The following is a 25,250-nucleotide window of genomic DNA, read 5'->3' as shown; positions in this document are numbered from 1 at the left end:
GAAAGCACCGACCGATCATGCCGAGCGCCGCCCCCACCCCCAAAAAGTCCTTCCAGGGGCTGATCCTGGCGCTGCAGGAGTACTGGGCGGCCAAGGGCTGCGTCATCCTCCAGCCCTACGACATGGAGGTCGGCGCGGGGACCTTCCACCCGGCCACGACCCTGCGGGCACTGGGGCCGAAGCCGTGGAAGGCCGCCTACGTGCAGCCCTCCCGCCGGCCCAAGGACGGGCGCTACGGCGAGAACCCCAACCGGCTGCAGCACTATTACCAGTTCCAGGTGATCCTGAAGCCGAACCCGCCGAACCTGCAGGAGCTCTACCTCGCCTCGCTCGCGGCGATCGGCGTCGACCTCGCCCTGCACGACATCCGCTTCGTGGAGGACGACTGGGAGAGCCCGACGCTGGGCGCCTGGGGGCTCGGCTGGGAGTGCTGGTGCGACGGGATGGAGGTGAGCCAGTTCACCTACTTCCAGCAGGTGGCGGGCATCGAATGCGCCCCCGTGGCCGGCGAGTTGACCTACGGCCTCGAACGGCTCGCCATGTACGTGCAGGGCGTCGAGAACGTCTACGACCTCGACTTCAACAGCGCCGAGGGCGAGGACCGCGTCACCTACGGCGACGTCTTCCTCCAGGCCGAGCAGGAGTACTCCCGCCACAACTTCGAGGCGGCGGAGACGGGCATGCTGTTCCGCCAGTTCACCGACGCGGAGGCGGCCTGCCGGACCTACCTCGATGCCGGCGCCCCCGCCGAGGGCGAGCGCCACCGGATGGTGCAGCCGGCCTACGACCAGTGCATCAAGGCGAGCCACGTCTTCAACCTGCTCGACGCGCGCGGCGTCATCTCGGTCACCGAGCGCCAGAGCTACATCCTGCGGGTGCGCGAACTCGCCAAGGCCTGCGGTGCGGCCTGGCTGAAGACGGCGGCCGGGGGGGCCTGAGCGGATCCCGCCCGCACGGTCGGGTTCGTCCGACCCACCTCCTCATCCCGAGGTGCCCGCGGCAGCGGGCCTCGAAGGAGCCCTCCAGACAGCGCGCGATCCCTGGAGCCCTCCTTCGAGGCGGCTTCCACCGCACTCAGGATGAGGTCTTCGAGGCGGCCACTTCGCGCCGGCACCTCTGGATGAGGTGATGGAGTAGGGGCGAGCGCCCCTCGGGGAGCCCCTTGCGCCCTCGTGCGTTGCAGCCCCGCCAACCGGCGCGCTCCCAGCGCGTCCGCAGACGCGGGAATCGCATCATGAAACAGACCGCCTTCGCCCTCGGCTTCCTGGTGCTCGGCCTCGCCCCCGCGCTCGCCGCAGAGCCCGGCCCGGAGGCCGTGGTGAAGAAGCTCTACGCCGAGCCGCACCCGGATCATTCCGCGGTCTACACGAAGCGCCTCCAGACCCTGTTCGACGCGGATGCGAAGCAGGCCAACGGCGCCACCGGCAACCTCGATTTCGACTACCGCCTCAACGGCGAGCCCCTGAAGCCCGACACCGTGAAGGCGCTGACCTTCAAGGAGGCCACGGAGGGCAAGGACCAGGCGAAGGTCACGGTGCAGCGCAAGGGCGGCGACGGTGGCAAGGCCATCGTCTACGACCTCGTGCGCGAGGATGGCGGTTGGCGCGTCTCCGATGCCCACTCCATCGGCGACCGGAAGTGGCAGCTCTCGACCATCCTGAAGGGCGAGGCGCGCTGAGGGCGTTTGCACCCTCGACAGGGGTGCGGCGCGGCGATATGGCCGCGCCATGCCCGACCTCCTGCTCGAACTCCGCTCGGAAGAGATCCCCGCCCGCATGCAGCGGCGCGCGGCCGAGGATCTCCGGAAGCTCGTCACCGACGCGCTGGTGGCGCGCGGCTTCCTCTACGAGGGCGCCAAGGCCTTCGCGACGCCCCGGCGCCTCGCCCTCCACATCGCCGGCCTGCCCGCCCGGGGCGAGGCGGTCCGCGAGGAGCGGCGCGGCCCCCGGGTCGGCGCCCCCGAGGCCGCCGTCCAGGGCTTCCTGAAGGGCGCGGGGCTCACGAGCCTCGATCAGGCGACCACTGTCACCGACCCGAAGAAGGGCGAGTTCTACCTCGCGGTGATCGAGAAGGCCGGCCGCGCGACGCTGGACGTGCTGGCCGAGATCCTGCCCGAGATCATCCGGACCTTCCCCTGGCCGAAGGCGATGCGCTGGGGCGCGGCCTCGGCGCAGCCGGGGTCCCTCCGCTGGGTGCGCCCGCTCCAATCCATCGTGGCCACCTTCGGCCCCGAGACCGAGACGCCGGACGTCGTCCCCTTCGAGGTCGGCGGCATCCGGGCCGGGACCACCACCTACGGCCACCGCTTCCTGGCGCCGGGCGCGATCGAGGTGCGCCGCTTCGATGACTACATCCAGGCCCTGGAGAAGGCGAAGGTCATCCTCGACGCCGACCGGCGCAAGGACGTGATCCTGCACGACGCCCGCGACCTCGCCTTCGCCCGCGGCCTCGACCTCGTGGAGGACGAGGGCCTGCTGGAGGAGGTCGCCGGCCTCGTGGAATGGCCGGTGGTGCTCATGGGCTCCTTCGACGACGCCTTCCTCGACATCCCCGCCGAGGCGATCCGCGCCACCATCCGCGCCAACCAGAAGTGCTTCGTGCTGCGAAAGGCCGGCTCGGAGGATCTGGCCCCGGCCTTCATCCTCGTCTCGAACCTGATGGCCAGCGACGGCGGGCTCGCCATCACCGCCGGCAACGAGCGCGTGGTGCGGGCGCGGCTCTCGGACGCCAAGTTCTTCTGGGAGACCGACAAGGCGGTGAAGCTCGAAGACCGGCTGCCGAAGCTCGACACCATCGTCTTCCACGAGAAGCTCGGGACGCAGGGAATGCGCATCCAGCGCATCGCGGCGCTCGCGAAGCAGCTGGCCCCGCTGGTCGGCGCCGATCCGGCGCTCGCCGAGCAGGCCGCGCGGCTGGCCAAGGCCGACCTCGTCACCGAGATGGTCGGCGAGTTCCCCGAGTTGCAGGGCCTGATGGGCGCCAAATACGCGGCGCTGGAAGGTCTGCCGGACAGCGTCGCGACGGCCCTCGGCGACCACTACAAGCCGCTCGGCCCCACCGACCGGGTGCCGGGCGACCCCGTCGCCATCGCCGTGGCGCTGGCCGACAAGATCGACACGCTGGTGGGCTTCTGGGCCATCGACGAGAAGCCCACGGGGAGCAAGGATCCGTATGCGCTGCGCCGGGCCGCGTTAGGGGTGATCCGATACCTGCTTGAGGGCAGGCGGCTGAATCTTATCGGCGTTTTTGATGCCCACAGTGCGCGGGTCGAAAAATCGCTGATGCACAAACGACTCGCCGAAGCGGATGGCGGAGATGTCGCATCGATCACAGCAACAGTGTCTGAGCCCTGGGGCGGAAAGCACGTCAAGGTACAGAACATCGACCTCCTCGCCTTCTTCGCCGACCGCCTGAAGGTCTACCTGCGCGACCAGGGCGCCCGGCACGACCTCGTGGACGCGGTCTTCGCCCTGCCCGGCCAGGACGACCTGCTGCTGATCGTCCGCCGGGTCGAGGCGCTCCAAAGATTCCTGGAGACCGAGGACGGGAAGAACCTGCTCGCGGGCTACAAGCGCGCGGCCAACATCCTGCGCATCGAGGAGAAGAAGGACGGCCGCGCCTACGACGCCGCCCCCGATGCGGCCCTGGCCGCCCGGGGCGAGCCGGCCGAGCGGGCGCTGGCCGAGGCGTTGCAGACGGCCCGCGCCGAGGCGTCCAAGGCCGTCGCGGCCGAGGACTTCTCCGGTGCCATGCGGGCGCTCTCGACGCTCCGCGCCCCGGTCGACGCCTTCTTCACGGACGTCACCGTGAACGCGGACGATCCGAAACTCCGCGAGAACCGCCTGGCACTCCTCAATGCGCTGCGCGCCGCCACGCGGGAGGTGGCCGACTTCTCGAAGATCGAGGGGTAGTAGGCCAGCCCATCCCCCCGCCCTCGCCGTCATTGCTTCGCTCCGCTCGCAATGACGGGGTGGAGGCGGATGGTCCCAGGGGCCTCGAGCCCGTGCCGTCCTCACCCATGATCGTGCCCGTCATGCTCCGGCAGGGTCAGGCCGAAATGGCTCACGAGGTCGGCCACCTGCGCCGGCGAGAGGTGGCGTGGGTTCAGGTTGCGCAGGAGGAGGTAGAGCTTGGCGGTCTCCTCCAGTTCCTCCGTGGCGAAGACGGCGGCCTCCAGGCTGTCGCCGGCCACCACCGGGCCGTGGTTGGCGAGCAGCACTGAGCTGTACTGCCCGGCCAAGCCCCGGATCGCGTCGGCCACCGCCGGGTCGCCGGGGCGGAAATACGGGACCAGGGCCGTGCCCCCGGTGCGCATCAGGTAATAGGGCGTGAGGGGCGGCAGCACCGCCTTCGGATCGATCTCCGGCAGCATCGACACCGCCACCGCGTGCGTCGAGTGCAGGTGGACGATGGCCCGGGCGCTGCCCCGGCTCTCGTAGAGGGCGCTGTGCAGCGGGATCTCCTTGGTCGGCTTGTCCCCGGACAGGAGCCGCCCCGCCCCGTCGAGGCAGGAGATCCGCGCCGGGTCGAGGAAGCCCAGCGACGCGTTGGTCGGCGTCACCAGCCAGCCGCCGTCGGGCAGGCGGAGCGAGATGTTGCCCGAGGATCCCGGCGTCAGGCCGCGCTCGAACAGCGAACGGCCGTAGCGGCAGATCTCCTCGCGCAGGCGGGCGTCCTCGCTCATGCGGTGGCTCCTTCGATCAGCGCGAACCCGAGGTCGATGGTTTGGGGAGTCTTGCCCGTGAGGCAGGCGGCGGCAGCGCGGCCGATCTCCAGGCGCGGGGTGCGCACCGTGGAGAGGGGCTGGGGCATCGCCTCGGTGAAGTCGAGCCCGTTGAAGCCGAACAGGGCGATTCGCCCCGGCACGGCGAGCCCCGCCGCGAGGCAGGCGAACCAGCCGCCGAGCGCCATGTCGTCGTTGGAGAAATACACCGCGTCGAGGCGCGGATGGCGGGCGAGCAGCGCCTCGAACCCCGCCCGCCCGGAGGCCGCGGAGGAGCGGCCCGGCCGGATCTCCCGGCCCTCCAGGGCGAGGCCCGCCTCGGCCAGCACGCCCTCGAACGCCGCGAGCCGCTTGCCGGCCCGCAGGTCGACCTCCGAATCGAGGCCGATATAGCCGATCCGCCGGTAGCCCCGGGCGAGCAGGTGCCGGGCGCTCGCCGCCCCCGCCTCCCGGTTCGAGAAGCCGACCACGGAGTCGATCCCCTCCCCGTCCGTGTCGATCATCTCCACCACCCGCACCCCGGCGGCGCGGGCGAGCGCCACCGTGCCTTGCGTGTGCTCCAGCCCCGTGAGCAGCAGCGCCTCCGGCCGCCAGGACAGGAGCGCGGCCACCAGGGCCTCCTCCCGCTCGGGATCGTACTCGCTGACGCCGACGACGCTCTGCATCCCCGTGCCCTCGAGGGCCGTGGTCAGGCCGCGCAGGAGGTCCGGGAACACGATGTTGGCGAAGGAAGGGATCACCACCCCTACGAGCCCCGGCCCCGCCCCGCCCCCGGCGAGGCTGCCGGCCAGCCGGTTCGGCACGTAGCCGAGCCGGGCCACCGCCTCCGCCACCCGCTCCCGGGCGCGCTTCGACGAGGAGCCGTGGTTGCGCAGCACCCGCGAGACCGTGCTCTCGCCGACGCCGGCCTCGCGGGCGACGTCGGTGAGCGTCACGAGCCGTCCGGGCGGCTGAAACTCGTTCATGGTCCCGCTTTCTCCCCGCACGGTTCGGGCGACGGGCCTCCCATCCACGCCCTCATCCTGAGGTGCCCGCGGCAGCGGGCCTCGAAGGAGCCCTCCAGCCTGCATGCGATCCCTGGAGCCCTCCTCCGAGGCGGCTATCGCCGCACCTCAGGAAGAGGGCGTGGATGGGAGGCATGGACGGCACCCCTCACCCCGCCATAAACCCCTGCATTTTGTTTCACAACACAATTGGCAGCGCTGCCAAAGAGAGATATAGCGCGACTCACAGCCGCCCCTTGAGCGGCGGAACGGGCCTTCCCACGAGGGAGGCGAGGGAGGAAACACGATGCCAGTCCAGGCCGCCGTGGCGCCGGGGAGCGCCGCACCGGGCCAGCAGAGCTTCATCGACAGGACCTATTCCAAGGTCTTCTGGCGGCTCGTGCCGTTCCTGATGCTCTGCTACATCGTCGCCTATCTCGACCGGGTGAACGTCGGCTTCGCCAAGCTGCAGATGTCCAAGGAGCTCGGCTTCTCCGAGACGGCCTACGGCCTCGGCGCCGGCATCTTCTTCCTCGGCTACTTCCTGTTCGAGGTGCCCTCGAACGTCATCCTGCACAAGGTCGGCGCGCGGGTCTGGATCGCGCGGATCATGATCACCTGGGGGATCATCTCCGGGGCGTTCCTGTTCGTGAACTCGGAGGCGACCTTCTACGCGATGCGCTTCCTGCTGGGGCTGGCCGAGGCCGGGTTCTATCCGGGCGTGATCCTGTACGTGACGAACTGGTTCCCCTCGCACCGCCGGGCGCGGGTGATCACCGTGTTCATGGCGGCGATCCCGGTCTCGGGGGTGTTCGGCAACCCGCTCTCCGGCTGGATCATGGACTCGTTCCACGGCACCCACGGCCTGTCCGGCTGGCAGTGGATGTTCCTGATCGAGGCGGTGCCCGCGGTGATCGTCGGCATCGCGGTGCTGCTCTACCTCGACAACCGCCCCTCCGAGGCCAAGTGGCTCGACACCCGCGAGCGGCAGGTGCTGGAGCGGGACATCGCCGCCGAGGAGCGCACCAAGACCGACAGCCCCCACTCGATCGCCACCGTGTTCCGGAACGGCCGGGTGTGGTTCATGAGCCTGATCTACTTCCTGTTCGTGGCCGGGCAGTACGGGCTGGCCTTCTGGGTGCCGACGATCGTCAAGGCGTCGGGCATCCAGGGCAACCTCAACATCGGCCTCATCAGCGCGATTCCCTTCCTGGTCGCCACGGTGGTGATGGTCGCCCTCGGCCGCAGCGCCGACCATTTCCGCGAGCGGCGCTGGCACCTCATCGTCCCGGCGCTCATCGGCGCGGCGGGCTTCGTGGTCTCGGCCTCCAGCACGGACACGGTGGTCGCCATCGCGGCGCTCTCGGTGGCGGCCGGCGGCGTGCTCGCCTGCTCGCCCCTGTTCTGGTCGCTGCCGACCGCCTTCCTCAGCGGCGCGGGCGCGGCGGCGGGGATCGCGCTCATCAACTCGGTGGGCAACCTCGCGGGCTTCGCCGGCCCCTACGCCATCGGGGCGCTGCGCGACTACACCGGCAGCACCGCCGCCGGCATGTACGTGCTGGCCGTGACCCTGGTGCTCGGCGCGGCCTGCGTGTTCGCGGTGCCGCCCCGCCTCGTGAACCGCTGAGGACCGCCCGATGACCGGAACGACAGCACGCCGCGCGGCGGTGATCGGCCTGGGCTCGATGGGCTCGGGGATGGCGGCCTCGCTCCTGCGGGCGGGGTTTTCGGTGGCGGCCTGCGATGTGAATCCGCAGGCGGTGGCCCGCTTCCGGGAGACCGGCGGCGAGGCCGCGGCGAACCCGGCCGAGGCGGCCAGGGGCGCCGCCGTGGTGATCGCGGTGGTGGTGAACGCCGCCCAGACCGAGGCGGTGCTGTTCGGGCCGGACGGCGCGGCGGCGGCGATGCCGGAGGGGGCGGTGTTCGTCTCCTCCGCGACGATGGACCCGGCCGTGGCGCGACGCCTCGCGGCCCGGCTGGAGGCCACCGGCCGCCACTATCTCGACGCCCCCATGAGCGGCGGCGCCGTCCGGGCCGCCGAGGGGGAGCTGACCTTCCTCGCCTCCGGTTCGCCCGCCGCCTTCGCCGGGGCGCGGGACGCCCTCACCGCCATGGCCGGCACCGTCTACGAGCTCGGCGACGAAGCGGGCCAGGGCGCGGCCTTCAAGATGATCAACCAGCTGCTGGCGGGGGTCCACATCGCCGCCGCCTGCGAGGCGGTGAGCTTCGCGGCCAAGCAGGGGCTCGACCTGAAGCGCGTCTACGAGGTGATCACGAAATCCGCCGGCAACTCGTGGATGTTCGAGAACCGGGTGCCGCACATCCTCGATGCGGATTACTCCCCGAAGAGCGCCGTCGACATCTTCGTGAAGGATCTCGGCATCGTGCAGGACATGGCGCGGGCGGAGAAGTACCCGGTGCCGGTGGCCGCCGCCGCCCTGCAGATGTTCCTGATGGCCTCCGGCTCGGGCATGGGCCGGGACGACGACGCCTCCGTGGCCCGCCTCTACGCGCAGGTCTCCGGGGCTGTGCTGCCGGAATAGGCCGCGGGTTGTATCCCCTCTCCCCGCCTGCGGGGAGAGGGCTGAGCCCCCCTCGTCGGGGGCGAAGCGAGGCGGCAGCCGAAGGTGAGGGGGGGAGCCGGGTGAGCCTCATCCGCCCGGCCCCCTCACCTCCGCTCCGGCTTCGCCTCCGCTTCCCGCCGACACGACGAGGTGTCGCCGGGCCTCTCCCCGCAAGCGGGGAGAGGGGTATTCGTGTCGCGCGAAAAGGTCCGAAAAAATGCCCCGCTTCGCCGCCAACCTCACGATGATGTTCAACGAGGTGCCGTTCCTCGACCGGTTCGAGGCCGCCGCGCGGGCGGGGTTCGGGGCGGTGGAGTTCCTGTTCCCCTACGAGCACCCGCCCGAGGCCATCGCCGAGCGCCTGCGGGCGAACGGCCTGACCCAGGCCCTGTTCAACATGCCGCCGGGGGATTTCGCCAAGGGCGAAAGGGGCTTGGCCGCGCTTCCTCACCGGTTCGATGAGGTGAGCGCCGGCATCGACACGGCGCTGCGCTACGCTGAGGCGACCGGCGTGAGGCGCCTGCACCTGATGGCCGGGCTCGCCGACCCGCACGATCCCGCGGCGCGGGACGCCTATCGCCGGGCCGTGACCGTCGCGGCGGAACGGCTCGCCCCGGCCGGGCTCGACCTCGTGCTGGAGCCGATCAACGGCCGCAACATGCCGGGCTATTTCCTCAACGATTTCGGGGCGGCGGCGGCGCTGATCCGGGAGCTGGGCCTGCCGAACCTGAAGCTCCAGTTCGACCTCTACCACTGCCAGATCCTGCACGGCGACGTGACCATGCGCGTGCGCGAGCTGATGCCGATGGTCGGCCATGTCCAGACCGCGAGCGTGCCCGACCGGCACGAGCCCGGCACCGGCGAGATGGACGACGCGTTCCTGTTCGCGGAGCTCGACCGGCTCGGCTACGACGGGTTCGTGGGCTGCGAATACATCCCGGCGGGGAACACCGAGGCGGGCCTCGGCTGGTTCGCCCCCTACAGGAAGGCCTGACCCCGATGACGACCGCCACGCCGCTCGCCCTCGGCTGCGTCGCCGACGACTATACCGGCGCCTCCGACCTCGCCAACACCCTGACCCGCGCCGGCCTGCGCACGGTCCAGACCATCGGCGTGCCCAGCGCCGACCTCGCCCTGCCGGAGACGGACGCGGTGGTGGTCGCCCTCAAGAGCCGGTCGATCCCGGCGGGGGAGGCGGTCGCCCGCTCCCTGGAGGCGGAGGCGTGGCTGCGCGGGCAGGGCGCCGCGCACGTGATGTTCAAGGTCTGCTCGACCTTCGATTCCACCGACGCGGGCAATATCGGCCCCGTCACCGACGCTTTGCGGGAGGCGGCGGGCGAGGCCATCGCCCTCGTCACCCCCGCCTTCCCGGAGACCGGACGCAGCGTCTACCAGGGCCACCTGTTCGTGGGCGCCCTGCCCCTGAACGAGAGCCCCCTGAAGGACCATCCCCTCAACCCGATGCGCGACGCCAACCTCGCCCGGGTGCTGGCCCGCCAGAGCCGGAGCGGCGTCGGCCTCATCGACATCGCCACCGTCGCGCGGGGGCCGGAGGCGGTGGCCGCTAGGCTCGATGCGCTGGCCGCCGAGGGCAAGGGCGCGGCCATCGCCGACGCGATCTTCGACCACGACCTCGAAACCCTGGGCCGGGCCATCGTCGCGAGGCGCTTCTCGGTGGGGGCCTCCGGCCTCGGCCTCGGGCTCGCCCGCGCGCTCCACGCCGACGGGCGCGGCCGGCGGGACGCGGCGGGCGCGGCCCTGGGCGAACCGGTCGGCGGATACGCCGCCTGCCTCGCCGGAAGCTGCTCGCAGGCGACCCTCGGGCAGGTGGCGGCGGCGCAGGCCCACATGCCGGTGCTGCGCCTGGAGGCCGGCCGGCTGCTCGCCGAACCGGAGGCGGTGGTGGCCGAGGCCTTGGCTTTCGCCCGCGAGCGGATCGCGGCGGGTCCGGTGCTGATCGCCTCCTCCGCCGAGCCGGAGGCGGTGCGCGCCCTGCAGGTCCGGCACGGGTCCGAGGCGGCGGGGCACGCCGTCGAGGCGGCCCTGTCGGCCATCGCCGAGGGGCTGGTGGCGGCCGGCGTGCGCCGCCTCGTCATCGCCGGCGGCGAGACCTCCGGCGCAGCGGTGGACAGGCTCGGTCTGCGCGCCTTCCTCGTCGGGCCGGAGATCGCCCCCGGCGTGCCGGTGCTGCGCACGGCGGGACGGCCCGAGCCGATGTTGCTGGCCCTCAAGTCCGGCAATTTCGGCGCGGCCGACTTCTTCGCCCGCGCCCTCGACATGATGGACTGACAAACCCCGGGTTTCCGAAGGGCCGCGCCCCCCGGGCGGCGCCCCGCATGCCCCAGGGGCCTTGCCCCTGGACCCCACCGAAGGGCTCGGCCCTTCGGAATCCCCACGATTGACGGAGGCTTCCCATGCACGCCCTGATCCTCGGTGCCGCCGGCATGATCGGCCGGCGCCTCGTCGAGGCCCTCGTCGCCGGGGGCGCCGTCGGCGGGCAGCCCCTCACCGGGCTGACCCTCCTCGACGTGGTGGCCCCCACCGCCCCCGACGGCGTGCCCGGCCCGGTGCGCGCCGAGGCCGCCGACCTCTCCGCCCCCGGCGCCGCCGAGGCGGCGATCCGCGACCGGCCGGAGGTGATCTTCCACCTCGCGGCGGTGGTCTCCGGCGAGGCCGAGGCGAATTTCGACCTCGGCTATCGGGTCAACCTCGACGCGACGCGCTTCCTGTTCGAGGCGATCCGCGCCGCCCATCTCAGCGACGGCTACCGGCCGAAGGTGATCTTCACCTCCTCCCTCGCCGTGTTCGGGCCGCCCTTGCCCGACATCATCCCCGACGACTTCATCCTGCGCCCGGCGACCTCCTACGGCACGCAGAAGGCGATGGGCGAGATGCTCCTCGCCGACTACGCGCGGCGGGGCATCTTCGACGGGATCGGCCTGCGCCTGCCGACGATCTGCGTGCGGCCGGGCAAGCCGAACAAGGCGGCCTCGGGCTTCTTCTCCGGCATCCTGCGCGAGCCGCTGGCCGGGCAGGAGGCGATCCTGCCCGTCGCCGACACGGTGCGGCACTGGTTCGCGAGCCCGGCGGCGGCGGTGGGCTTCCTCACCCACGCGGCGGCCCTCGACCTTTCCCGCCTCGGCACCCGCCGGAGCCTGACCATGCCCGGTATCTCCGCGACGGTGGCCGAGGAGATCGAGGCCCTGCGCCGGGCGGCCGGCGACAAGGCGGTGGCCCTGATTCGCCGGGAGCCCGACGAGGCGGTCCGCCGCATCGTGGAGACCTGGCCCGCGGCCTTCGACACCGAGGCCGCGACGGCGCTGGGCTTCCAGGCGGACGCCTCGTTCGACGCCATCGTGGCCCAGCACATCGCCGAATCCCACGGGGGGTGAGGGGGCGTCAGAGCGCGGGGGCGATGTTGGTCTGCGGAAAATCGTCCCCGACGAACAGCAGCCGCGCCCCGTGCGCCTTGGCACAGGCATAGGCGAAGCAGTCGCCGAGGTTGAGGCGGGCCGGATGGCGGCCCTTGCCGAAGCGGGCATGGGCCGCGAGAGCGAGGCGGGCTTCCACCAATCCCATCGAAACCGGCACGATGCCGTTTCTCACGCGGAAATCGTTCACGATCGCGACCGCGTCATCGATGCCGACTGTTTGGATCCGAGCCACGGCCAACGCCGTTTCAAATAGGGCGATTCCGTTGGTCAGACGTCGGGATGCACGGCGGATTCGGTCGGCGATAAGCTCATAGCCGGGCTCGCGACAGAGAATCGCGACGAGAGCCGACGCATCGATGACCATCAATCCTCGTAGAGGCTGTCATAGAAGGCCTTGTCGGCCTTCAGGCCGGTCTTCGGGTATGCCGCCAAGGCATCCTGGATCGGCTTGATCCTGTCGAGAAAGTCGGCCAACGACTCGTCCCGCCGCGCCAGTTCGTTCACCAGAGCAAGCCGCACCGCCTCGGCCTTGCTCACGCCCGTCCGCGATGCCAATTTCTCGGCAAGCTGATCGACCTCGTCGCTGGCGATGGTGAGCGGCATGGCTGCCTCCGTGGTGAGCGGAAAAACGTAAGCCAGCCCGACCCTTGCCGCAAGCACACCAGAAATTGAGAGAACCCGGATGACCCGCCTCGACGAGGCCCGCGCCGCACTGAAGGAGACCTTCGGCTACGAGGATTTCCGGCCCGGCCAGGACGAGGTGATCGGCGCGGTCCTCGACGGGGAGGACGTCTTCGCCGTGATGCCCACCGGCTCCGGCAAGTCGATGACCTACCAGCTCCCGGCCCTGGTTGATGCCGGGCTCACCGTGGTGGTCTCGCCGCTGATCGCCCTGATGCACGATCAGGTGCAGCAGATGCGCAGCGTCGGCATCCCGGCGGCGACCCTCAACTCCACGGTGCCCGAGACCGAATCCCGCGAGACGTGGCGCGCCATCCGCTCGGGGGAGATGCGGCTGCTGTTCGTCTCCCCCGAGCGGTTGCTGATGGACGGCTGCATGGAGGCCCTGCGCGGGGCCGGGGTGCGCCGGCTCGCGGTGGACGAGTGCCACTGCGTCTCGCAATGGGGGCACGATTTCCGCCCCGAATACCGGGAGATCGCCCGGGCGCGGGAGGCGCTCGGCAACGTCCAGACCGTCGCCCTCACCGCCACCGCGGATGCTGCCACCCGCGCCGAGATCGCCGAGCGGCTGTTCCCCGAGGGGCGGGCGCCGAGGATCTTCGTCCACTCCTTCGACCGGCCGAACATCCGCCTGACCTTCCAGCCGAAGGACAACCCGGCCCGGCAGATCGAGCGGTTCCTGAAGCACCGCCGCGCCGAGAGCGGGATCATCTACTGCTCGTCGCGCAAGCGCACGGAGCAATTGGCCGAGACCCTGAGCAAGGACGGGTTCAACGCCCTGCCCTACCATGCCGGCCTCGACCAGGGCACGCGGATGCGCAACCAGGACCGCTTCCTCCAGGAGGACGGGGTGGTGATGACCGCCACCGTCGCCTTCGGCATGGGCATCAACAAGCCCGACGTGCGCTTCGTCTGCCACGCCGACATGCCCACCAACGTCGAGGGCTACTACCAGGAGATCGGCCGCGCCGGCCGCGACGGGCTGCCCGCCGACACCCTCACCCTCTACGGCCTGGACGACATGGCACTGCGCCGCCGCCAGATCGACGAGAAGGAGATCTCCGACGAGCGCCGCCGGACCGAGCGGCGCAAGCTGGAGGCGATGATCGCCCTGTGCGAGGGCGCCTCCTGCCGGCGGCAATCGCTGCTCGCCTATTTCGGCGAGGCGAGCGGGCGCTGCGGCCGCTGCGACCTGTGCCGCGACGGGGTGGAACTGGTGGACGGCACCGTGCCCGCCCAGAAGCTCCTCTCGGCCATCGTGCGCACCGGCCAGCGCTTCGGCGCGGCCTATGTCTGCGACGTGGTGCACGGCAAGGAGAGCGACCAGATCCGCCGCAACGGCCATGACGGGCTCAAGACCTTCGGGGTCGGCTCCGACAAGACGGTCACGGCGTGGCGGGCGATCCTGCGCCAGCTCTTCGCGGCCGGCGCGGTCGCCGAGAACTCCGACGGCTACGGCGGCCTCAGCCTCACCGAGCGGGGGACGGAGATCCTCTACGGGCGCGAACCCGTCACCCTCCGGCCCGATCCCGAGCCCAAGCCCGCCTCCCGAGAGCGCCGTCGCACGGCGCCCCGCGCGACCGAGGAGCTGGGCCTGCCCGAGGCGGACGAGGCCCTGTTCCAGCACCTGCGCGGCCTGCGCGCCACCATCGCCCGGGCCGAGGGCATCGCCGCCTTCATGGTCTTCCCCGACCGCACCCTGATCGAGATGGCCCGCCAGAAACCCATCGACCTCTGGGCGATGCGCACGATCCACGGGGTCGGCGAGCGCAAGCGCGAGGCCTATGGCGGGCGCTTCGCGGAGGCGATCGGCGAGTTCCTGAGCCACGCGCCGGGGACGTAGGGCACCTGAACCCCTCCCCCGCGGAGGAGAGGGGGAGATACGGCGCCAGGGCCGCGAAAACCGTGCCGAATCCCCCGCCATTCACATGAGAGACAGGCCGGATGTTGCATCGCAGGTCCGGAAGGCACTAATCGGGCGCGACTGCCACAGCGCCCGGTCCGGGTCCGCCGCCGTAGGCCTGTTCGTCGAGACCGCCGTATGTTCCGCAACGATGTCCCGATCACGCCCGAGCTCGTGGCCCAGCACGGCCTCAAACCGGACGAGTACGACCGCTTCCGGGCGCTCATCGGCCGAGACCCGACGCTGACCGAGCTCGGCATCGTCTCGGCGATGTGGAACGAGCATTGCTCGTACAAGTCCTCCCGCAAGCACCTGCGCGGGCTGCCGACCTCGGCGCCGTGGGTGATCCAGGGGCCCGGCGAGAATGCCGGCGTCATCGACATCGGCGACGGGATGGCCTGCGTCTTCAAGATGGAGAGCCACAACCACCCGAGCTTCATCGAGCCCTACCAGGGCGCGGCGACCGGGGTCGGCGGCATCCTGCGCGACGTGTTCACCATGGGCGCGCGCCCCATCGCGGCCCTGAACGCCCTGCGATTCGGCGATCCCGAGCATCCCCGCACCCGGGGCCTCGTCTCCGGCGTGGTGGCGGGCGTGGGCGGCTACGGCAATTCCTTCGGCGTGCCCACCGTCGGCGGGCAGGTCGGCTTCCATCGGCGCTACGACGGCAACATCCTCGTCAACGCCATGGCGGTGGGCCTCGCCAAGCAGGACGGCATCTTCTACGCGGCGGCGGCCGGCGTGGGGAACCCGATCGTCTACCTCGGCTCCAAGACCGGCCGGGACGGCATCCATGGCGCCACCATGGCCTCCGCCGAGTTCGACGAGGGCACGGAGGCCAAGCGCCCCACCGTGCAGGTGGGCGACCCCTTCGCCGAAAAGCTGCTGCTGGAAGCCTGCCTGGAGCTGATGGCCTCGGGGGCGGTCATCGCCATCCAGGACATGGGCGCGGCGGGGCTCACCTGCTCGGCCGTCGAGATGGGCGCCAAGGGCGACCTCGGGGTCGAGCTCGACATCGAGAAGGTGCCCGCCCGCGAGGAGGGCATGACCCCCTACGAGATGATGCTCTCCGAGAGCCAGGAGCGGATGCTCATGGTGCTCAAGCCCGGCATGGAGGCAGAGGCCGAGGCGATCTTCGTGAAGTGGGGTCTCGACTTCGCGGTGATCGGCAGGACCACCGACACCCTCCGCTTCGTCGTGAAGTGGCACGGCGAGACGGTGGCCGACCTGCCGATCAAGGAACTCGGCGACGAGGCACCCCTCTACGACCGGCCGCACCTCGCCAACACCCATCGGGACGTCATCCGCCCCGCGGACGTGGCCGCGCCCGCCTCCCTGGCCGACGCGCTGAAGCGTCTCGTGGCCGCGCCGGACCTCGCCTCGAAGCGCTGGGTCTACGAGCAGTACGACCACTTCATCCTCGGCAACACCGTGCAGAAGCCTGGCGGCGACGCGGCCATCGTACGGATCGAGGACGGCCCCAAGGGCCTCGCCATCACCTGCGACGTGACGCCGCGCTACTGCGAGGCCGACCCGGTCGAGGGCGGCCGGCAGGCGGTGGCCGAGGCGTGGCGCAACATCTCGGCGGTGGGCGGGCGCCCCCTCGCCATCACCGACAACCTCAACTTCGGCAACCCGGAGAAGCCGGAGGTGATGGGCCAGCTCGTCGGCTGCCTCCAGGGCATCGGCGAGGCGTGCCGGGCGCTCGACTTCCCGGTCGTGTCCGGCAACGTCTCCCTCTACAACGAGACCAACGGCGTCGGCATCCTGCCCACCCCGACCATCGGCGGCGTCGGCGTGCTCGACGACGTCACCCGCCACGCCACCATCGCCCTGAAGCGCGAGGGCGACGCCCTGGTGCTGATCGGGGCGGGCGAAGGCTGGCTCGGCCAGTCGGCCTACCTCGCGGTGGTCGAGGGCCGCGAGGAGGGCGCGCCCCCGCCGGTGGACCTCGCCCTGGAGCGCCGCCACGGCGATTTCGTGCGCGGGCTGATCGTCGCGGGCACGGTCGATACTGTCCACGACCTGTCGGACGGCGGCCTCGCCGTCGCCCTGGCCGAGATGGCGATGGCGGGCGGCCTCGGCGCGGCCCTGCCGGACGTGCCGGTGGACCTGCCGGCCCACGCCTACCTGTTCGGCGAGGACCAGGGCCGCTACCTGATCGCCGTGGCGCCCGAGACCGCCGCCGACCTGCTCACCAGCGCCGCGGCGCAGGGCATCGCCGCCGCGGTCGTGGGCATCACCGGCTCCGACCGCCTGACCCTGCCCGGCGGCGAGACCATCGCCGTCGCCGACCTCCGCGAGGCCCACGAGGGCTGGATGCCGGCCTACATGGCGAGCCAGCCCGCCGCCCCCGCCGCCTGAATTTCGGAGAATCGTTCCATGCCGATGGATGCCCGCGAGATCGAGCGCATGATCGTCGAGGCCCTGCCCGACGCGAAGGTCGAGATCCGCGACCTCGCCGGGGACGGCGACCACTACGCCGCCACCGTCCTCTCCGCCGCCTTCAAGGGCAAGACCCGGGTGGCCCAGCACCAGATGGTCTACGGCGCCCTCCAGGGGCGCATGGGGGGTGTGCTCCACGCCCTTGCGCTGACCACGGGCCTCCCGCAGGATTGAGGCCCCCCGCGGAGGCGCTCCCGATGGACCGGCCGACCCTCTACGACGACGACATCGTGACCTGGGCCGACGAACAGGTGGCGGCCCTGCGCGCCCTCGCCGCCCGGAGCGACCTGTCGAACGCGGTCGATTGGGAGAACGTGATCGAGGAGATCGAGAGCGTGGGGCGGTCCGATATCGAGCGGGTGGAGAGCGCCCTCGCCCAGATGCTGATCCACATCCTGAAATATGCGTCGGCTCCCTCCGCGCAATCGACCCGTTCGTGGCGAACGGAAGTGCTCCTGCACCACGCGGCCGCCGAGAAGACGTATCGCCGCTCGATGCGCCAGCGGATCGACTGGGACCGCCTCTGGGCGCGCTCCATCAGGCTCGCCCGGGCGGCGCTCGATGAGTTCGGAGATTCCCTCATCGCCGGCCTGCCCGATCGCCTGCCGTTCACGCCCGAAGAACTGACGGCACCCGACTTCGACATGGATCGCGGTCTCGAACGCCTCGCCGCCGTGTTGAAATCCCCGCCCGACCGTCACTAGATCACCGTTACGGAAACAAGGACTCTTCGATGACCGACGCCAACGCGACCATCCAGAACGAGATCGCCTCCCAGGACGTGGTGGTCTTCATGAAGGGCACGCCGCAGATGCCGCAATGCGGTTTCTCGGGGCAGGTGGTGCAGATCCTCACCTACCTCGGCGTGCCGTTCAAGGGCGTGAACGTCCTGGCCGACCAGGGCATCCGCGAGGGCATCAAGGCCTTCTCGAACTGGCCGACCATCCCCCAGATCTACGTGAAGGGCGAGTTCGTCGGCGGCTGCGACATCACCCGCGAGATGTTCCAGTCGGGCGAGCTGCAGACCTTCCTCGCCGAGAAGGGTGTGCCGGTGAAGACCGCCGCCGCCTGATCGGGGCCGGGCACCCCTCCTGTGAGGGGTGACCCTACACTCCTCCTCATCCTGAGGTGCGGCGTCAGCCGCCGCGAAGGAGGGCTCCAGGGATCACGGAGCTTTCTGGAGCCCTCCTTCGAGGCCCGCTGATGCGGGCACCTCAGGATGAGGTGATGATCGGGAGAAAGCTGGCATGCGGCCCGCTAGTGCGGTCACGCACTCACTTCGTTCATGCGTATCTGCCCTAGCTCCTTGTTTTCGCATCAATTTTTCCAGACACGGCTGACGCCTTCGTCTGGATCGATGCACCAGGTCGCATCCGCCCACGAGATCGACTATATGAGGTCCCTTCAACCGAAGGGATCCGCATCACCATGGCGACGCCGTCGCTCGACAGCGGCCGTGTGGCTGCTCTTTCCGCCATTGAGAAGACCCCCGAGTTCCGGCCCGAGCGCACCGCCCTCCCCGGCCGGAAGCTCTCCCTCGTCGGCCTCACCCGCGACGACCTGAAGGCCCGCCTCATCGAGGCCGGCGTACCCGAGCGCGAGAGCCGGATGCGTGCGGGCCAGGTCTGGCACTGGATCAACCTCCGGGGCGCCACCGACTTCGGCGAGATGACCACCATCGGGAAAGGCCTGAAGGCCGAACTCGCCCAGCACTTCACCCTGGAGCGCCCGGAGGTCGTCAGCCGGCAGGTCTCCCGCGACGGCACCCGCAAGTGGCTGCTGCGCATGGCGCCGACCAACGCGCAGGAGCACAACCGCGGCGCCGAGATCGAGTGCGTCTACATCCCTGGCCCGGACCGCGGGACGCTCTGCGTGTCCAGCCAAGTCGGCTGCACCCTCACCTGCTCGTTCTGCCACACCGGCACCCAGCGCCTCGTGCGCAACCTCTCGGCCGCCGAGATCGTCCAGCAACTCGTCGTCGCCCGGGACGAGCTCGGCGACTGGACCGGCCAGATGCCGAGCCGCGATGCGGCCGGCGGCGGCGAGGTCGGCCGCCTCGTCACCAACATCGTGTTCATGGGCATGGGCGAGCCCCTCTACAACTTCGACGCGGTGGTCGATGCGGTGGGGGTGATGGCGGACCAGGAGGGCCTCGGCCTGTCCCGGCGGCGGATCACCGTCTCCACATCCGGCGTCGTGCCGCAGATCCCCCGCCTCGGCGCGGAGGCGAACGCCATGCTGGCGATCTCCCTCCACGCGGTGCGCGACGACCTGCGCGACGAGCTCGTGCCGCTCAACCGCAAGTATCCGATCCGCGATCTGCTCGCCGCGTGCCGGGCCTATCCGGGGCTCAACAACGCCCGGCGCATCACCTTCGAGTACGTGATGCTGAAGGGCGTCAACGATTCCGATGCGGACGCGAAGGAGCTGGTGCGGCTGCTCAAGGGCATCCCGGCCAAGATCAACCTGATCCCGTTCAACCCCTGGCCCGGCAGCCGCTACGCGTGCTCCGACTGGGACCGGATCGAGCGGTTCTCGGAGATCGTGTTCAACGCCGGCTACGCCTCGCCGGTGCGCACGCCCCGGGGCCGGGACATCCTCGCCGCCTGCGGCCAGCTCAAGAGCGAGACCGAGAAGCTGCGCGTCCGCGCCCGGATGATGCTGGAGGACGGCATCGCCGAAGGGCTCTACATCAGCGACGAGGATTGAGGGCGACGCCGCGGGGCGGGGTCAGCCCGCCTTCGGCCGGGCCGCCATCGCGATCAGCGCGGAGGCGGCGAGCCATCCGGCGGCCCCGCTCCCGGCCTTCACCAGGAAGTCGCCGATCCGGCCGTGGCGGCTGGCCGCGAGGCCCTGTCCGGCTTCGAGGAGGCCGGCGACGGCGATGACCGCCACGAGGATCGCGATGCGGTGCCGCGGGAACGCGAGCGCCGCCAATCCCCCGAACAGGAGATAGGCGACGCTCCGCTCCAGGTTGGCGGGCCCCACTTCGGGCCGCAGGCCGATGGGCGACAGGGTCACGAAAACCAGGACCGCCAGGATCGTCCAGAAGGCGAGGCGAAAGAGGGTGAGCATGGCCTGCTGACTACGCCATCCGGGTCGATCTGACGACATGATCGCCTGTGGAGGTAGAGGGGAGTGCGAGGCCGGGGTCTTGCCCCCGCCCCCCACCCAGGGGCCTTGGGGGCCCCTGGGAGTCCGACGGCCTCTCAGCCCAGGCGGACGCGCCAGATCTCGTCGGCGTATTCGCGCATCGACCGGTCGGAGGAGAACCACGCCATCCGCGCCGTGTTGCGGATCGCCTTGGCCCACCACGTGGCCGGGTCGCGCCACGCGGCGTCGATGGCCCGCTGGGTCCGCCAGTAATCGTCGAAGTCGGCGGTCAGCAGGTAGGGGTCGCGGCCGCGCAGGTCGTCGGTGAGGGGGCGGAACCGGCCCGGCTCCTCCGGCGAGAACCGCCCGGAGGCGATCATGTCGAGGGCCGCCGCGAGGCGCGGGGACGCCTCGATCGCCGCCTTCGCGTAGCCCGGCACCGCCTTGCGGGCGGTGACGCCCGCCGCGTCGAGGCCGAAGATGAAGATGTTGTCCGCCCCGACATCGTCGCGGATCTCGATGTTGGCCCCGTCGAGGGTGCCCACCGTGAGCGCGCCGTTGAGGGCGAACTTCATGTTGCCGGTGCCGGAGGCTTCGAGCCCCGCGGTCGAGATCTGCTCGGAGAGGTCGGCAGCCGGGATGATCGCCTCCGCGAGGCTCACCGAGTAGTTCGGCAGGAACACCACCTTCAGCCGGCCCGCCACCACCGGGTCGTCGTTGACGGCCCGGGCCACGTCGGCGGCGAGCTTGATGATCAGCTTCGCCTGGACGTAGCTCGGCGCCGCCTTGCCGGCGAAGATCTTGACCCGCGGGGTCCAGTCCCGGTGCGGCTCGGCCTTGATCGCCTGATACAGCGCCACCGTCTCCACGACGTTGAGCAACTGGCGCTTGTATTCGTGGATGCGCTTCACCTGCACATCGAAGAGGGCGTCGGGGTCGATGTCGATCCCCGTGCGGTCGGCGACGAGGGCGGCGAGCGCCTCCTTGCGCTGCCGGCGCACCGCCCGGTAGCGGGCCACGAAGCCCGCATCCTGCGCGAATGGCTCGAGGCCGGTGAGCAACTCGGGGTTGTCGAGCACGCCCTCGCCCAGGGTCTCGACGGCGAGCCGGGTGAGGCCGGGGTTGGCGGTGTGCAGCCAGCGCCGGAAGGTGATGCCGTTGGTCTTGTTGACGATCTTGTCCGGGTCGAGGGCGTGCAGGTCGGAGAACACCGTGGAGCGCATCAGGTCGGTGTGCAGGGCCGAGACCCCGTTCACCCGCCGGGCCCCGTGGAAGGCGAGGTGGCCCATCCGCACCCGGCGCCCGTGCGACTCGTCGATCAGCGAGACGGAGGCGAGGTGGGCGGCGTCGCCCTGGCCGTTCTTGCCCTGCTCCTCGAGGTGCATCCAGTTGATCAGGTAGATGATCTGCATGTGGCGCGGCAGCAGCCGCTCCATCAGCTCCACCGGCCAGGTCTCCAGCGCCTCGGGCAGGAGGGTGTGGTTTGTGTAGTGCAGGGTGTGGGTGGTCACGTGCCACGCATCCTCCCAGGAGAGGCCGTGGTCGTCGGTGAGGAGGCGCATCAGCTCCGGCACGGCGATGGCCGGGTGGGTGTCGTTGAGCTGGATCGCCGCGTGGTCGGGCAGGGAGCGCAGGTCTCCGCGCTCGGCCCGGTGCCGGGCGAGGAGGTCCTGCAGCGAGGCGGAGGTGAAGAAGTATTCCTGGCGCAGGCGCAGCTCCTGGCCGGCGGCGGAGGCGTCGCTCGGATAGAGCACCCGGGAGATCGCCTCGGCCCGCATCCGCTGGCTCAGGGCGCCGACATGGTCGCCGCCGTTGAAGGCGGCGAGGTCGATGGGGGCCTCGGCTTCGGCCTTCCACAGGCGCAGGCTGTTGACCTGGCACCCCCGCCAGCCGACCACCGGCACGTCGTGGGCCACCGCCAGCACGGTCTCGGCCGGCTGCCAGCGCCGGGCGATCCCCTCGCCCGAGGCCGACATGGTCACGCCGCCGCCGAAGCCGATCCGGTAGGTCGTCTCGCGCCGGGGGAACTCCCACGGGTTGCCCTCGGAGAGCCACGTCTCCGGCGCCTCCTGCTGCCAGCCGTCCTTGAAGGACTGGCGGAACAGGCCGTGGTCGTAGCGGATGCCGTAGCCGACCGCCGGGATCTTCAGGCTCGCCATGCTCTCCATGAAGCAGGCGGCGAGCCGGCCGAGGCCGCCGTTGCCGAGGGCGGCGTCGGGCTCGGCGTCCTGCACGGCGTCGAGGTCGATGCCGAGCTGGCCCAGCGCCTCGCGCACCGTCTCGGTGAGGCCGAGGTTGTTGAGGGCGTCCGACATCAGCTGGCCGATGAGGAATTCGAGGGAGAGGTAGTAGACCCGCTTGTGCGGGATCTGCCCGCCCTGCGGCAGGCCGGCCTCGGCGATCCGGTCGCGCAGGGCCAGCGCCGTGGCGACGAACCAGTCGCGGGGGCGGGCGGTCTCCGGTGTGGTGCCGAGCACGAGGCCGAGCTTGCCCCTGATCGCCTCGCGCAGGTCGACCACCGCGTCGCCGGTATGGAGGGGTTTGCTCATCGCCGGGATCGCCATGGTTTTCATCTCGTCACGCCCGGTATCGGGCGAGACGGTCGACGAGGCGGCGCGCGTCAGAACGTCGGTTAACACAGTCGTTCCCCCATATTCGTCGCGGATTATGCTTCCATCCGGATTGCCATCGCGTGAACGACGCGGCAGCCCGGGCCCGACCGCGACGAGTCTGTGTGCGGTCTCGGGCAAAGTCGAGGCAGCGCCCCGGCGCGGCGGATGTCCCGCGGCCGGCGGCCCGACTGTGTGCCAAGATAGCAACAGCTTCCCGGGGATCAAGCGTTCGTCCCGTGGGGCGGCCTTGTTCCCGGCGCGGCCGGACCTAGGGGCGCGCTACGGCACTGCGGCAAAGTTCGCGGAGAGGGGGCGACGCAGAAAATACAACTTCCATTCTGCATTGCAGCGGCCGATAAACCCGAGATTAACCGGAAAAGTGGCCTCGTTTGTGCGTCGCAGCGGAACCGGCGCGGACGAAGGAGCGTTAGGCGTGGTTGAGATCGCGGCGGTTCCCCATGACCCGGTCTCTGCGCATCCGGGGCATCCCGTCCGGATCGGAATTCCGCAGATGCTCCACGTGCACCGCTCCGGACTGGCTGCGCGGATGTCCGAGACGCGGGCCTACAAGCCCCCGGTAAGTCACCGGCCGATGGGCAGGCGGGTTCTCTACGCCACCCCCGAGATGGCCGATTTCGTGAAGACCGGCGGCCTCGGCGAGGTCTCGGCCGCCCTGCCCCGGGCCCTGCGCACCCATTACGACGTCCGCGTCCTCATCCCCGGCTACCCGCAGGTGCGGGCGGCCTTCCCCGACATGCCGATCGTGGCCCGGCTCGATGGCTTGGCCGGCATCCCGGCCTGCGATCTCGGCCTCGCCGAGACGCCCGACGGCCTGCGGGTCTACGTCCTGATCGCGCCGGAGCTCTACGAGCGGGCCGGCACGCCCTACGGCGACGCCTCGGGGGACTTCGCCGACAACGACATCCGCTTCGCCCGCCTGAGCCTCGCCGCGGCGGACCTCGCGCTCGGCACCGATCCCGACTGGGCGGCCGACCTCCTGCACCTGCACGATTGGCAGGCGGCCCTGGCGCCCGCCTACCTCGCATGGCGCGGCGTGCGGTTGCCGAGCGTGCTGACGGTGCACAACCTCGCCTACCAGGGCCTGTTCCCCCGGGACGGGATGCACCGGATCGGCGTGCCGGATGCGGCGTTCCAGGTCGATGGCTGCGAGTTCTACGGGCAGCTCTCGTTCCTGAAGGCGGGGCTGTACTACGCCTCGCACGTCACGACGGTGAGCGAGACCTATGCCCGGGAGATCCTGACCCCGGAGATGGGCTGCGGCCTCGACGGGCTGCTGCGGGTCCGCGCCGGCCAGGGGCGCCTCGCCGGCATCCTGAACGGCATCGACGAATCCTGGGACCCGCGCACCGACCCGCACCTCGCGTTGCCCTTCGAGGCGGACGACTGGAAGGGCAAGCGCGCCAACGCGGATTCGGTGCGCCGGAACTTCGGCATGGCGGTCTCGCGCGGGCCGCTCTTCGCCATCGTCTCGCGGCTGGTCCACCAGAAGGGCATCGACCTCAGCCTGGAGGCGGCCCAGACCATCGTCGCCGAGGGCGGCCAGCTCGTGGTGATCGGCCAGGGCGAGGGCCGCTTCGAGGGCGCCCTGCGCGGCTTCGCCAAGCGCCATGCCGACCAGGTCGGCGTGCATGTGGGCTTCGATGAGGGGCAGGCGAGGCGGATCTTCGCGGGCAGCGACTTCCTGCTGATGCCCTCGCGGTTCGAGCCCTGCGGCCTCGCGCAGATGTACGCCCAGCGCTACGGCTCCCTGCCGATCGTGCGCCAGACCGGCGGCCTCGCCGACACGGTCGAGGACGGGGCGACCGGCTTCGCCTTTACCGAGCCCTCCCCGACCGGGCTCACCGGCGCGGTGCGCCGGGCCCTGGATGCCTTCGCCCAGAAGAAGCGCCTCAACGCCATGCGCCGCAAGGCGATGGCCGCCCGCTTCGGCTGGGACCGGGCCGCGGACGGCTACGCCGACCTCTACGCCAGGGCGATCGGCAACAACGTCGCCCTGCGCTGGAGCGCGGTGTAACGACCTTGTGGGTCCTCACGAAATCCGTAAATTACGGAGAGTGAGCGCCGGATGTGGCGCGACCGGGCCCACCTGTCATGAATCTGTTCGCGACCCTCGACGCCGACGCCACGGATTTCGCCAAGCGAAACGGCTTCTTCCAGGACGAGGCCATCCGCGCACCGATCGTCGTCAGCAAGCATGGCCGTCCGAAGACCGTGCTGATCGCCTACGAGGAGTTCGTCCGCCTCCGGGAGCGCGACCGGCAGGCCTACTCCCTGACGGAGCTTCCGGAGGAGGTCGCCCAGGCCATCCTCGATGCGACGGTGCCGCCCACTCTGGAGGAGTGAGCCGGACACGCCGATCATGATCCCTCAGGACATCCCCGGCGCAGGCACCGTCATCCGCTACGCCTATCTCTGGTCGCACGAGGCTCGGCTCGGTCGCACGGAGGGCAGCAAGGACCGCCCTGTGGCCCTGGTGATCGCCAAGCGCCCCGGAGAGGGGCAGTGCGTGGTCGTCCCGATCACGCATCGTGAGCCGGAAGCGCCGGCCGTCGGGATCGAGATCCCGCCCGCGCTTCGCGAACGCCTCGGCCTCGACGAGCAAAGACAATGGGTCGTGTTGACCGACGTCAACACGTTCCACTGGCCGGGCCCCGATCTGCGCGATGTCCCCGGCCGTGATCCCGTCACCTTCGTCTACGGGACGCTGACGAAGGCCTTCTTCCGGGACGTGCTGGCACACATGCAGACACTGATCAGAGCCCGGCGCTCGAGCGTCACCGGGCGCTGACGG

Annotated in this window: 23 protein-coding genes; 17 read left to right on the top strand and 6 right to left on the bottom strand. The window is 70.8% G+C overall.

Translation table 11 applies throughout. From position 1 onward, the window contains the following. Positions 1-17 precede the first annotated feature (17 nt). The 3 genes from MKK53_RS02880 to glyS all read left to right on the top strand — a co-directional run bounded on the left by MKK53_RS02880 (position 18) and on the right by glyS (position 3,911). The gene (locus tag MKK53_RS02880; RefSeq protein WP_243926721.1) at positions 18-938 is read left to right on the top strand and encodes a glycine--tRNA ligase subunit alpha; all 921 of its coding nucleotides are present in this window, start codon (positions 18-20) and stop codon (positions 936-938) included. Positions 939-1,234: 296 nt separating this feature from the next. Continuing rightward, positions 1,235-1,678 (top strand): hypothetical protein, encoded by a 444-nt coding sequence (locus MKK53_RS02875; RefSeq protein WP_243926719.1) that lies wholly within the window; start codon positions 1,235-1,237, stop codon positions 1,676-1,678. 49 nt (positions 1,679-1,727) lie between these two features. Next, a complete protein-coding gene (gene glyS / locus MKK53_RS02870; RefSeq protein ID WP_243926716.1) occupies positions 1,728-3,911 on the top strand; it encodes a glycine--tRNA ligase subunit beta in 2,184 nt (727 codons plus the stop codon). A gap of 101 nt (positions 3,912-4,012) precedes the next feature. On the opposite strand, the gene MKK53_RS02865 is transcribed toward glyS, so the two are convergent. Together MKK53_RS02865 and MKK53_RS02860 are read right to left on the bottom strand one after the other, a co-directional pair. Continuing rightward, positions 4,013-4,684 (bottom strand): aldolase, encoded by a 672-nt coding sequence (locus MKK53_RS02865; RefSeq protein ID WP_243926714.1) that lies wholly within the window; start codon positions 4,682-4,684, stop codon positions 4,013-4,015. After that, positions 4,681-5,688: a LacI family DNA-binding transcriptional regulator gene (locus MKK53_RS02860; protein ID WP_243926713.1), complete on the bottom strand. Its 1,008-nt coding sequence runs from the start codon at positions 5,686-5,688 to the stop codon at positions 4,681-4,683. The genes MKK53_RS02865 and MKK53_RS02860 overlap by 4 nt, the downstream gene beginning before the upstream one ends. Before the next feature lie 325 nt (positions 5,689-6,013). Here MKK53_RS02860 and MKK53_RS02855 point away from each other — a divergent pair, with 325 nt between their 5' ends. The 5 genes from MKK53_RS02855 (at position 6,014) to denD (ending at position 11,662) form a co-directional block, all read left to right on the top strand. After that, entirely contained in the window at positions 6,014-7,333 is a 1,320-nt protein-coding gene (locus tag MKK53_RS02855; protein WP_243926710.1) for an MFS transporter, read from the top strand. 10 nt (positions 7,334-7,343) lie between these two features. Next, positions 7,344-8,249, top strand: coding sequence for an L-threonate dehydrogenase (gene ltnD, locus MKK53_RS02850; protein WP_243926708.1), 906 nt, complete (start codon positions 7,344-7,346; stop codon positions 8,247-8,249). Positions 8,250-8,487: 238 nt separating this feature from the next. Further along, positions 8,488-9,264, top strand: a complete 777-nt coding sequence (otnI, locus tag MKK53_RS02845; protein ID WP_243926706.1) for a 2-oxo-tetronate isomerase — start codon at positions 8,488-8,490, stop codon at positions 9,262-9,264. A 5-nt stretch (positions 9,265-9,269) separates the two neighbouring features. Next, positions 9,270-10,559: a 3-oxo-tetronate kinase gene (gene otnK, locus MKK53_RS02840; RefSeq protein ID WP_243926704.1), complete on the top strand. Its 1,290-nt coding sequence runs from the start codon at positions 9,270-9,272 to the stop codon at positions 10,557-10,559. Between the two features lie 125 nt (positions 10,560-10,684). After that, on the top strand, positions 10,685-11,662 hold the full coding sequence (gene denD, locus MKK53_RS02835; RefSeq protein ID WP_243926702.1) for a D-erythronate dehydrogenase: 978 nt from the start codon (positions 10,685-10,687) through the stop codon (positions 11,660-11,662). 7 nt (positions 11,663-11,669) lie between these two features. Here denD and MKK53_RS02830 read toward each other — a convergent pair whose 3' ends face one another. Together MKK53_RS02830 and MKK53_RS02825 are read right to left on the bottom strand one after the other, a co-directional pair. After that, positions 11,670-12,068, bottom strand: coding sequence for a type II toxin-antitoxin system VapC family toxin (locus MKK53_RS02830; RefSeq protein WP_243926700.1), 399 nt, complete (start codon positions 12,066-12,068; stop codon positions 11,670-11,672). Beyond that, positions 12,068-12,307, bottom strand: a complete 240-nt coding sequence (locus MKK53_RS02825; RefSeq protein WP_243926698.1) for a type II toxin-antitoxin system VapB family antitoxin — start codon at positions 12,305-12,307, stop codon at positions 12,068-12,070. The genes MKK53_RS02830 and MKK53_RS02825 overlap by 1 nt, the downstream gene beginning before the upstream one ends. A 79-nt stretch (positions 12,308-12,386) precedes the next feature. Between MKK53_RS02825 and recQ the strand changes: the two genes are divergently transcribed. The 6 genes from recQ (at position 12,387) to rlmN (ending at position 19,442) form a co-directional block, all read left to right on the top strand. Next, on the top strand, positions 12,387-14,228 hold the full coding sequence (recQ, locus tag MKK53_RS02820; RefSeq protein WP_243926696.1) for a DNA helicase RecQ: 1,842 nt from the start codon (positions 12,387-12,389) through the stop codon (positions 14,226-14,228). A gap of 198 nt (positions 14,229-14,426) precedes the next feature. After that, positions 14,427-16,652 (top strand): phosphoribosylformylglycinamidine synthase subunit PurL, encoded by a 2,226-nt coding sequence (gene purL / locus MKK53_RS02815; protein WP_243926694.1) that lies wholly within the window; start codon positions 14,427-14,429, stop codon positions 16,650-16,652. Positions 16,653-16,670: 18 nt separating this feature from the next. After that, positions 16,671-16,907 (top strand): BolA/IbaG family iron-sulfur metabolism protein, encoded by a 237-nt coding sequence (locus MKK53_RS02810; RefSeq protein ID WP_243926692.1) that lies wholly within the window; start codon positions 16,671-16,673, stop codon positions 16,905-16,907. Between the two features lie 23 nt (positions 16,908-16,930). Continuing rightward, positions 16,931-17,437 carry a DUF29 domain-containing protein gene (locus tag MKK53_RS02805; RefSeq protein WP_243926690.1) on the top strand — a complete coding sequence of 169 codons (507 nt, stop codon included), beginning with the start codon at positions 16,931-16,933 and terminating at the stop codon, positions 17,435-17,437. 29 nt (positions 17,438-17,466) lie between these two features. Then, entirely contained in the window at positions 17,467-17,805 is a 339-nt protein-coding gene (gene grxD, locus MKK53_RS02800; RefSeq protein WP_243926688.1) for a Grx4 family monothiol glutaredoxin, read from the top strand. 356 nt (positions 17,806-18,161) lie between these two features. Beyond that, positions 18,162-19,442: a 23S rRNA (adenine(2503)-C(2))-methyltransferase RlmN gene (gene rlmN / locus MKK53_RS02795; RefSeq protein ID WP_243926686.1), complete on the top strand. Its 1,281-nt coding sequence runs from the start codon at positions 18,162-18,164 to the stop codon at positions 19,440-19,442. Between the two features lie 21 nt (positions 19,443-19,463). On the opposite strand, the gene MKK53_RS02790 is transcribed toward rlmN, so the two are convergent. Then, complete coding sequence (locus MKK53_RS02790) at positions 19,464-19,808, bottom strand: hypothetical protein (RefSeq protein ID WP_243926684.1); 345 nt, start codon at positions 19,806-19,808, stop codon at positions 19,464-19,466. A 134-nt stretch (positions 19,809-19,942) separates the two neighbouring features. Further along, positions 19,943-22,399 carry a glycogen/starch/alpha-glucan phosphorylase gene (locus tag MKK53_RS02785; RefSeq protein WP_409564260.1) on the bottom strand — a complete coding sequence of 819 codons (2,457 nt, stop codon included), beginning with the start codon at positions 22,397-22,399 and terminating at the stop codon, positions 19,943-19,945. A gap of 586 nt (positions 22,400-22,985) precedes the next feature. On the opposite strand from MKK53_RS02785, the gene glgA reads away from it, so the two are divergent. From glgA to MKK53_RS02770, 3 genes are all read left to right on the top strand, one after another. After that, positions 22,986-24,473: a glycogen synthase GlgA gene (glgA, locus tag MKK53_RS02780; RefSeq protein ID WP_243926784.1), complete on the top strand. Its 1,488-nt coding sequence runs from the start codon at positions 22,986-22,988 to the stop codon at positions 24,471-24,473. Between the two features lie 77 nt (positions 24,474-24,550). Continuing rightward, on the top strand, positions 24,551-24,802 hold the full coding sequence (locus tag MKK53_RS02775) for a type II toxin-antitoxin system prevent-host-death family antitoxin (RefSeq protein WP_243926680.1): 252 nt from the start codon (positions 24,551-24,553) through the stop codon (positions 24,800-24,802). Between the two features lie 16 nt (positions 24,803-24,818). Continuing rightward, on the top strand, positions 24,819-25,247 hold the full coding sequence (locus MKK53_RS02770) for a type II toxin-antitoxin system PemK/MazF family toxin (protein ID WP_243926677.1): 429 nt from the start codon (positions 24,819-24,821) through the stop codon (positions 25,245-25,247). The last annotated feature ends 3 nt before the right edge of the window (positions 25,248-25,250 follow it).

This window comes from Methylobacterium sp. J-076, assembly GCF_022829405.1.
Lineage (GTDB): Bacteria > Pseudomonadota > Alphaproteobacteria > Rhizobiales > Beijerinckiaceae > Methylobacterium.
This window is presented reverse-complemented; position numbering and strand designations above follow the sequence as displayed.

Excerpts from the sequence above, each read along its gene's own strand:
- MKK53_RS02880 (WP_243926721.1), top strand. The coding sequence starts at position 18 with ATGCCGAGCGCCGCCCCCACCCCCAAAAAGTCCTTCCAGGGGCTGATC.
- MKK53_RS02875 (WP_243926719.1), top strand. The coding sequence starts at position 1,235 with ATGAAACAGACCGCCTTCGCCCTCGGCTTCCTGGTGCTCGGCCTCGCC.
- glyS (WP_243926716.1), top strand. The coding sequence starts at position 1,728 with ATGCCCGACCTCCTGCTCGAACTCCGCTCGGAAGAGATCCCCGCCCGC.
- MKK53_RS02865 (WP_243926714.1), bottom strand. The coding sequence starts at position 4,684 with ATGAGCGAGGACGCCCGCCTGCGCGAGGAGATCTGCCGCTACGGCCGT.
- MKK53_RS02860 (WP_243926713.1), bottom strand. The coding sequence starts at position 5,688 with ATGAACGAGTTTCAGCCGCCCGGACGGCTCGTGACGCTCACCGACGTC.
- MKK53_RS02855 (WP_243926710.1), top strand. The coding sequence starts at position 6,014 with ATGCCAGTCCAGGCCGCCGTGGCGCCGGGGAGCGCCGCACCGGGCCAG.
- ltnD (WP_243926708.1), top strand. The coding sequence starts at position 7,344 with ATGACCGGAACGACAGCACGCCGCGCGGCGGTGATCGGCCTGGGCTCG.
- otnI (WP_243926706.1), top strand. The coding sequence starts at position 8,488 with ATGCCCCGCTTCGCCGCCAACCTCACGATGATGTTCAACGAGGTGCCG.
- otnK (WP_243926704.1), top strand. The coding sequence starts at position 9,270 with ATGACGACCGCCACGCCGCTCGCCCTCGGCTGCGTCGCCGACGACTAT.
- denD (WP_243926702.1), top strand. The coding sequence starts at position 10,685 with ATGCACGCCCTGATCCTCGGTGCCGCCGGCATGATCGGCCGGCGCCTC.
- MKK53_RS02830 (WP_243926700.1), bottom strand. The coding sequence starts at position 12,068 with ATGGTCATCGATGCGTCGGCTCTCGTCGCGATTCTCTGTCGCGAGCCC.
- MKK53_RS02825 (WP_243926698.1), bottom strand. The coding sequence starts at position 12,307 with ATGCCGCTCACCATCGCCAGCGACGAGGTCGATCAGCTTGCCGAGAAA.
- recQ (WP_243926696.1), top strand. The coding sequence starts at position 12,387 with ATGACCCGCCTCGACGAGGCCCGCGCCGCACTGAAGGAGACCTTCGGC.
- purL (WP_243926694.1), top strand. The coding sequence starts at position 14,427 with ATGTTCCGCAACGATGTCCCGATCACGCCCGAGCTCGTGGCCCAGCAC.
- MKK53_RS02810 (WP_243926692.1), top strand. The coding sequence starts at position 16,671 with ATGCCGATGGATGCCCGCGAGATCGAGCGCATGATCGTCGAGGCCCTG.
- MKK53_RS02805 (WP_243926690.1), top strand. The coding sequence starts at position 16,931 with ATGGACCGGCCGACCCTCTACGACGACGACATCGTGACCTGGGCCGAC.
- grxD (WP_243926688.1), top strand. The coding sequence starts at position 17,467 with ATGACCGACGCCAACGCGACCATCCAGAACGAGATCGCCTCCCAGGAC.
- rlmN (WP_243926686.1), top strand. The coding sequence starts at position 18,162 with ATGGCGACGCCGTCGCTCGACAGCGGCCGTGTGGCTGCTCTTTCCGCC.
- MKK53_RS02790 (WP_243926684.1), bottom strand. The coding sequence starts at position 19,808 with ATGCTCACCCTCTTTCGCCTCGCCTTCTGGACGATCCTGGCGGTCCTG.
- MKK53_RS02785 (WP_409564260.1), bottom strand. The coding sequence starts at position 22,399 with ATGAAAACCATGGCGATCCCGGCGATGAGCAAACCCCTCCATACCGGC.
- glgA (WP_243926784.1), top strand. The coding sequence starts at position 22,986 with ATGTCCGAGACGCGGGCCTACAAGCCCCCGGTAAGTCACCGGCCGATG.
- MKK53_RS02775 (WP_243926680.1), top strand. The coding sequence starts at position 24,551 with ATGAATCTGTTCGCGACCCTCGACGCCGACGCCACGGATTTCGCCAAG.
- MKK53_RS02770 (WP_243926677.1), top strand. The coding sequence starts at position 24,819 with ATGATCCCTCAGGACATCCCCGGCGCAGGCACCGTCATCCGCTACGCC.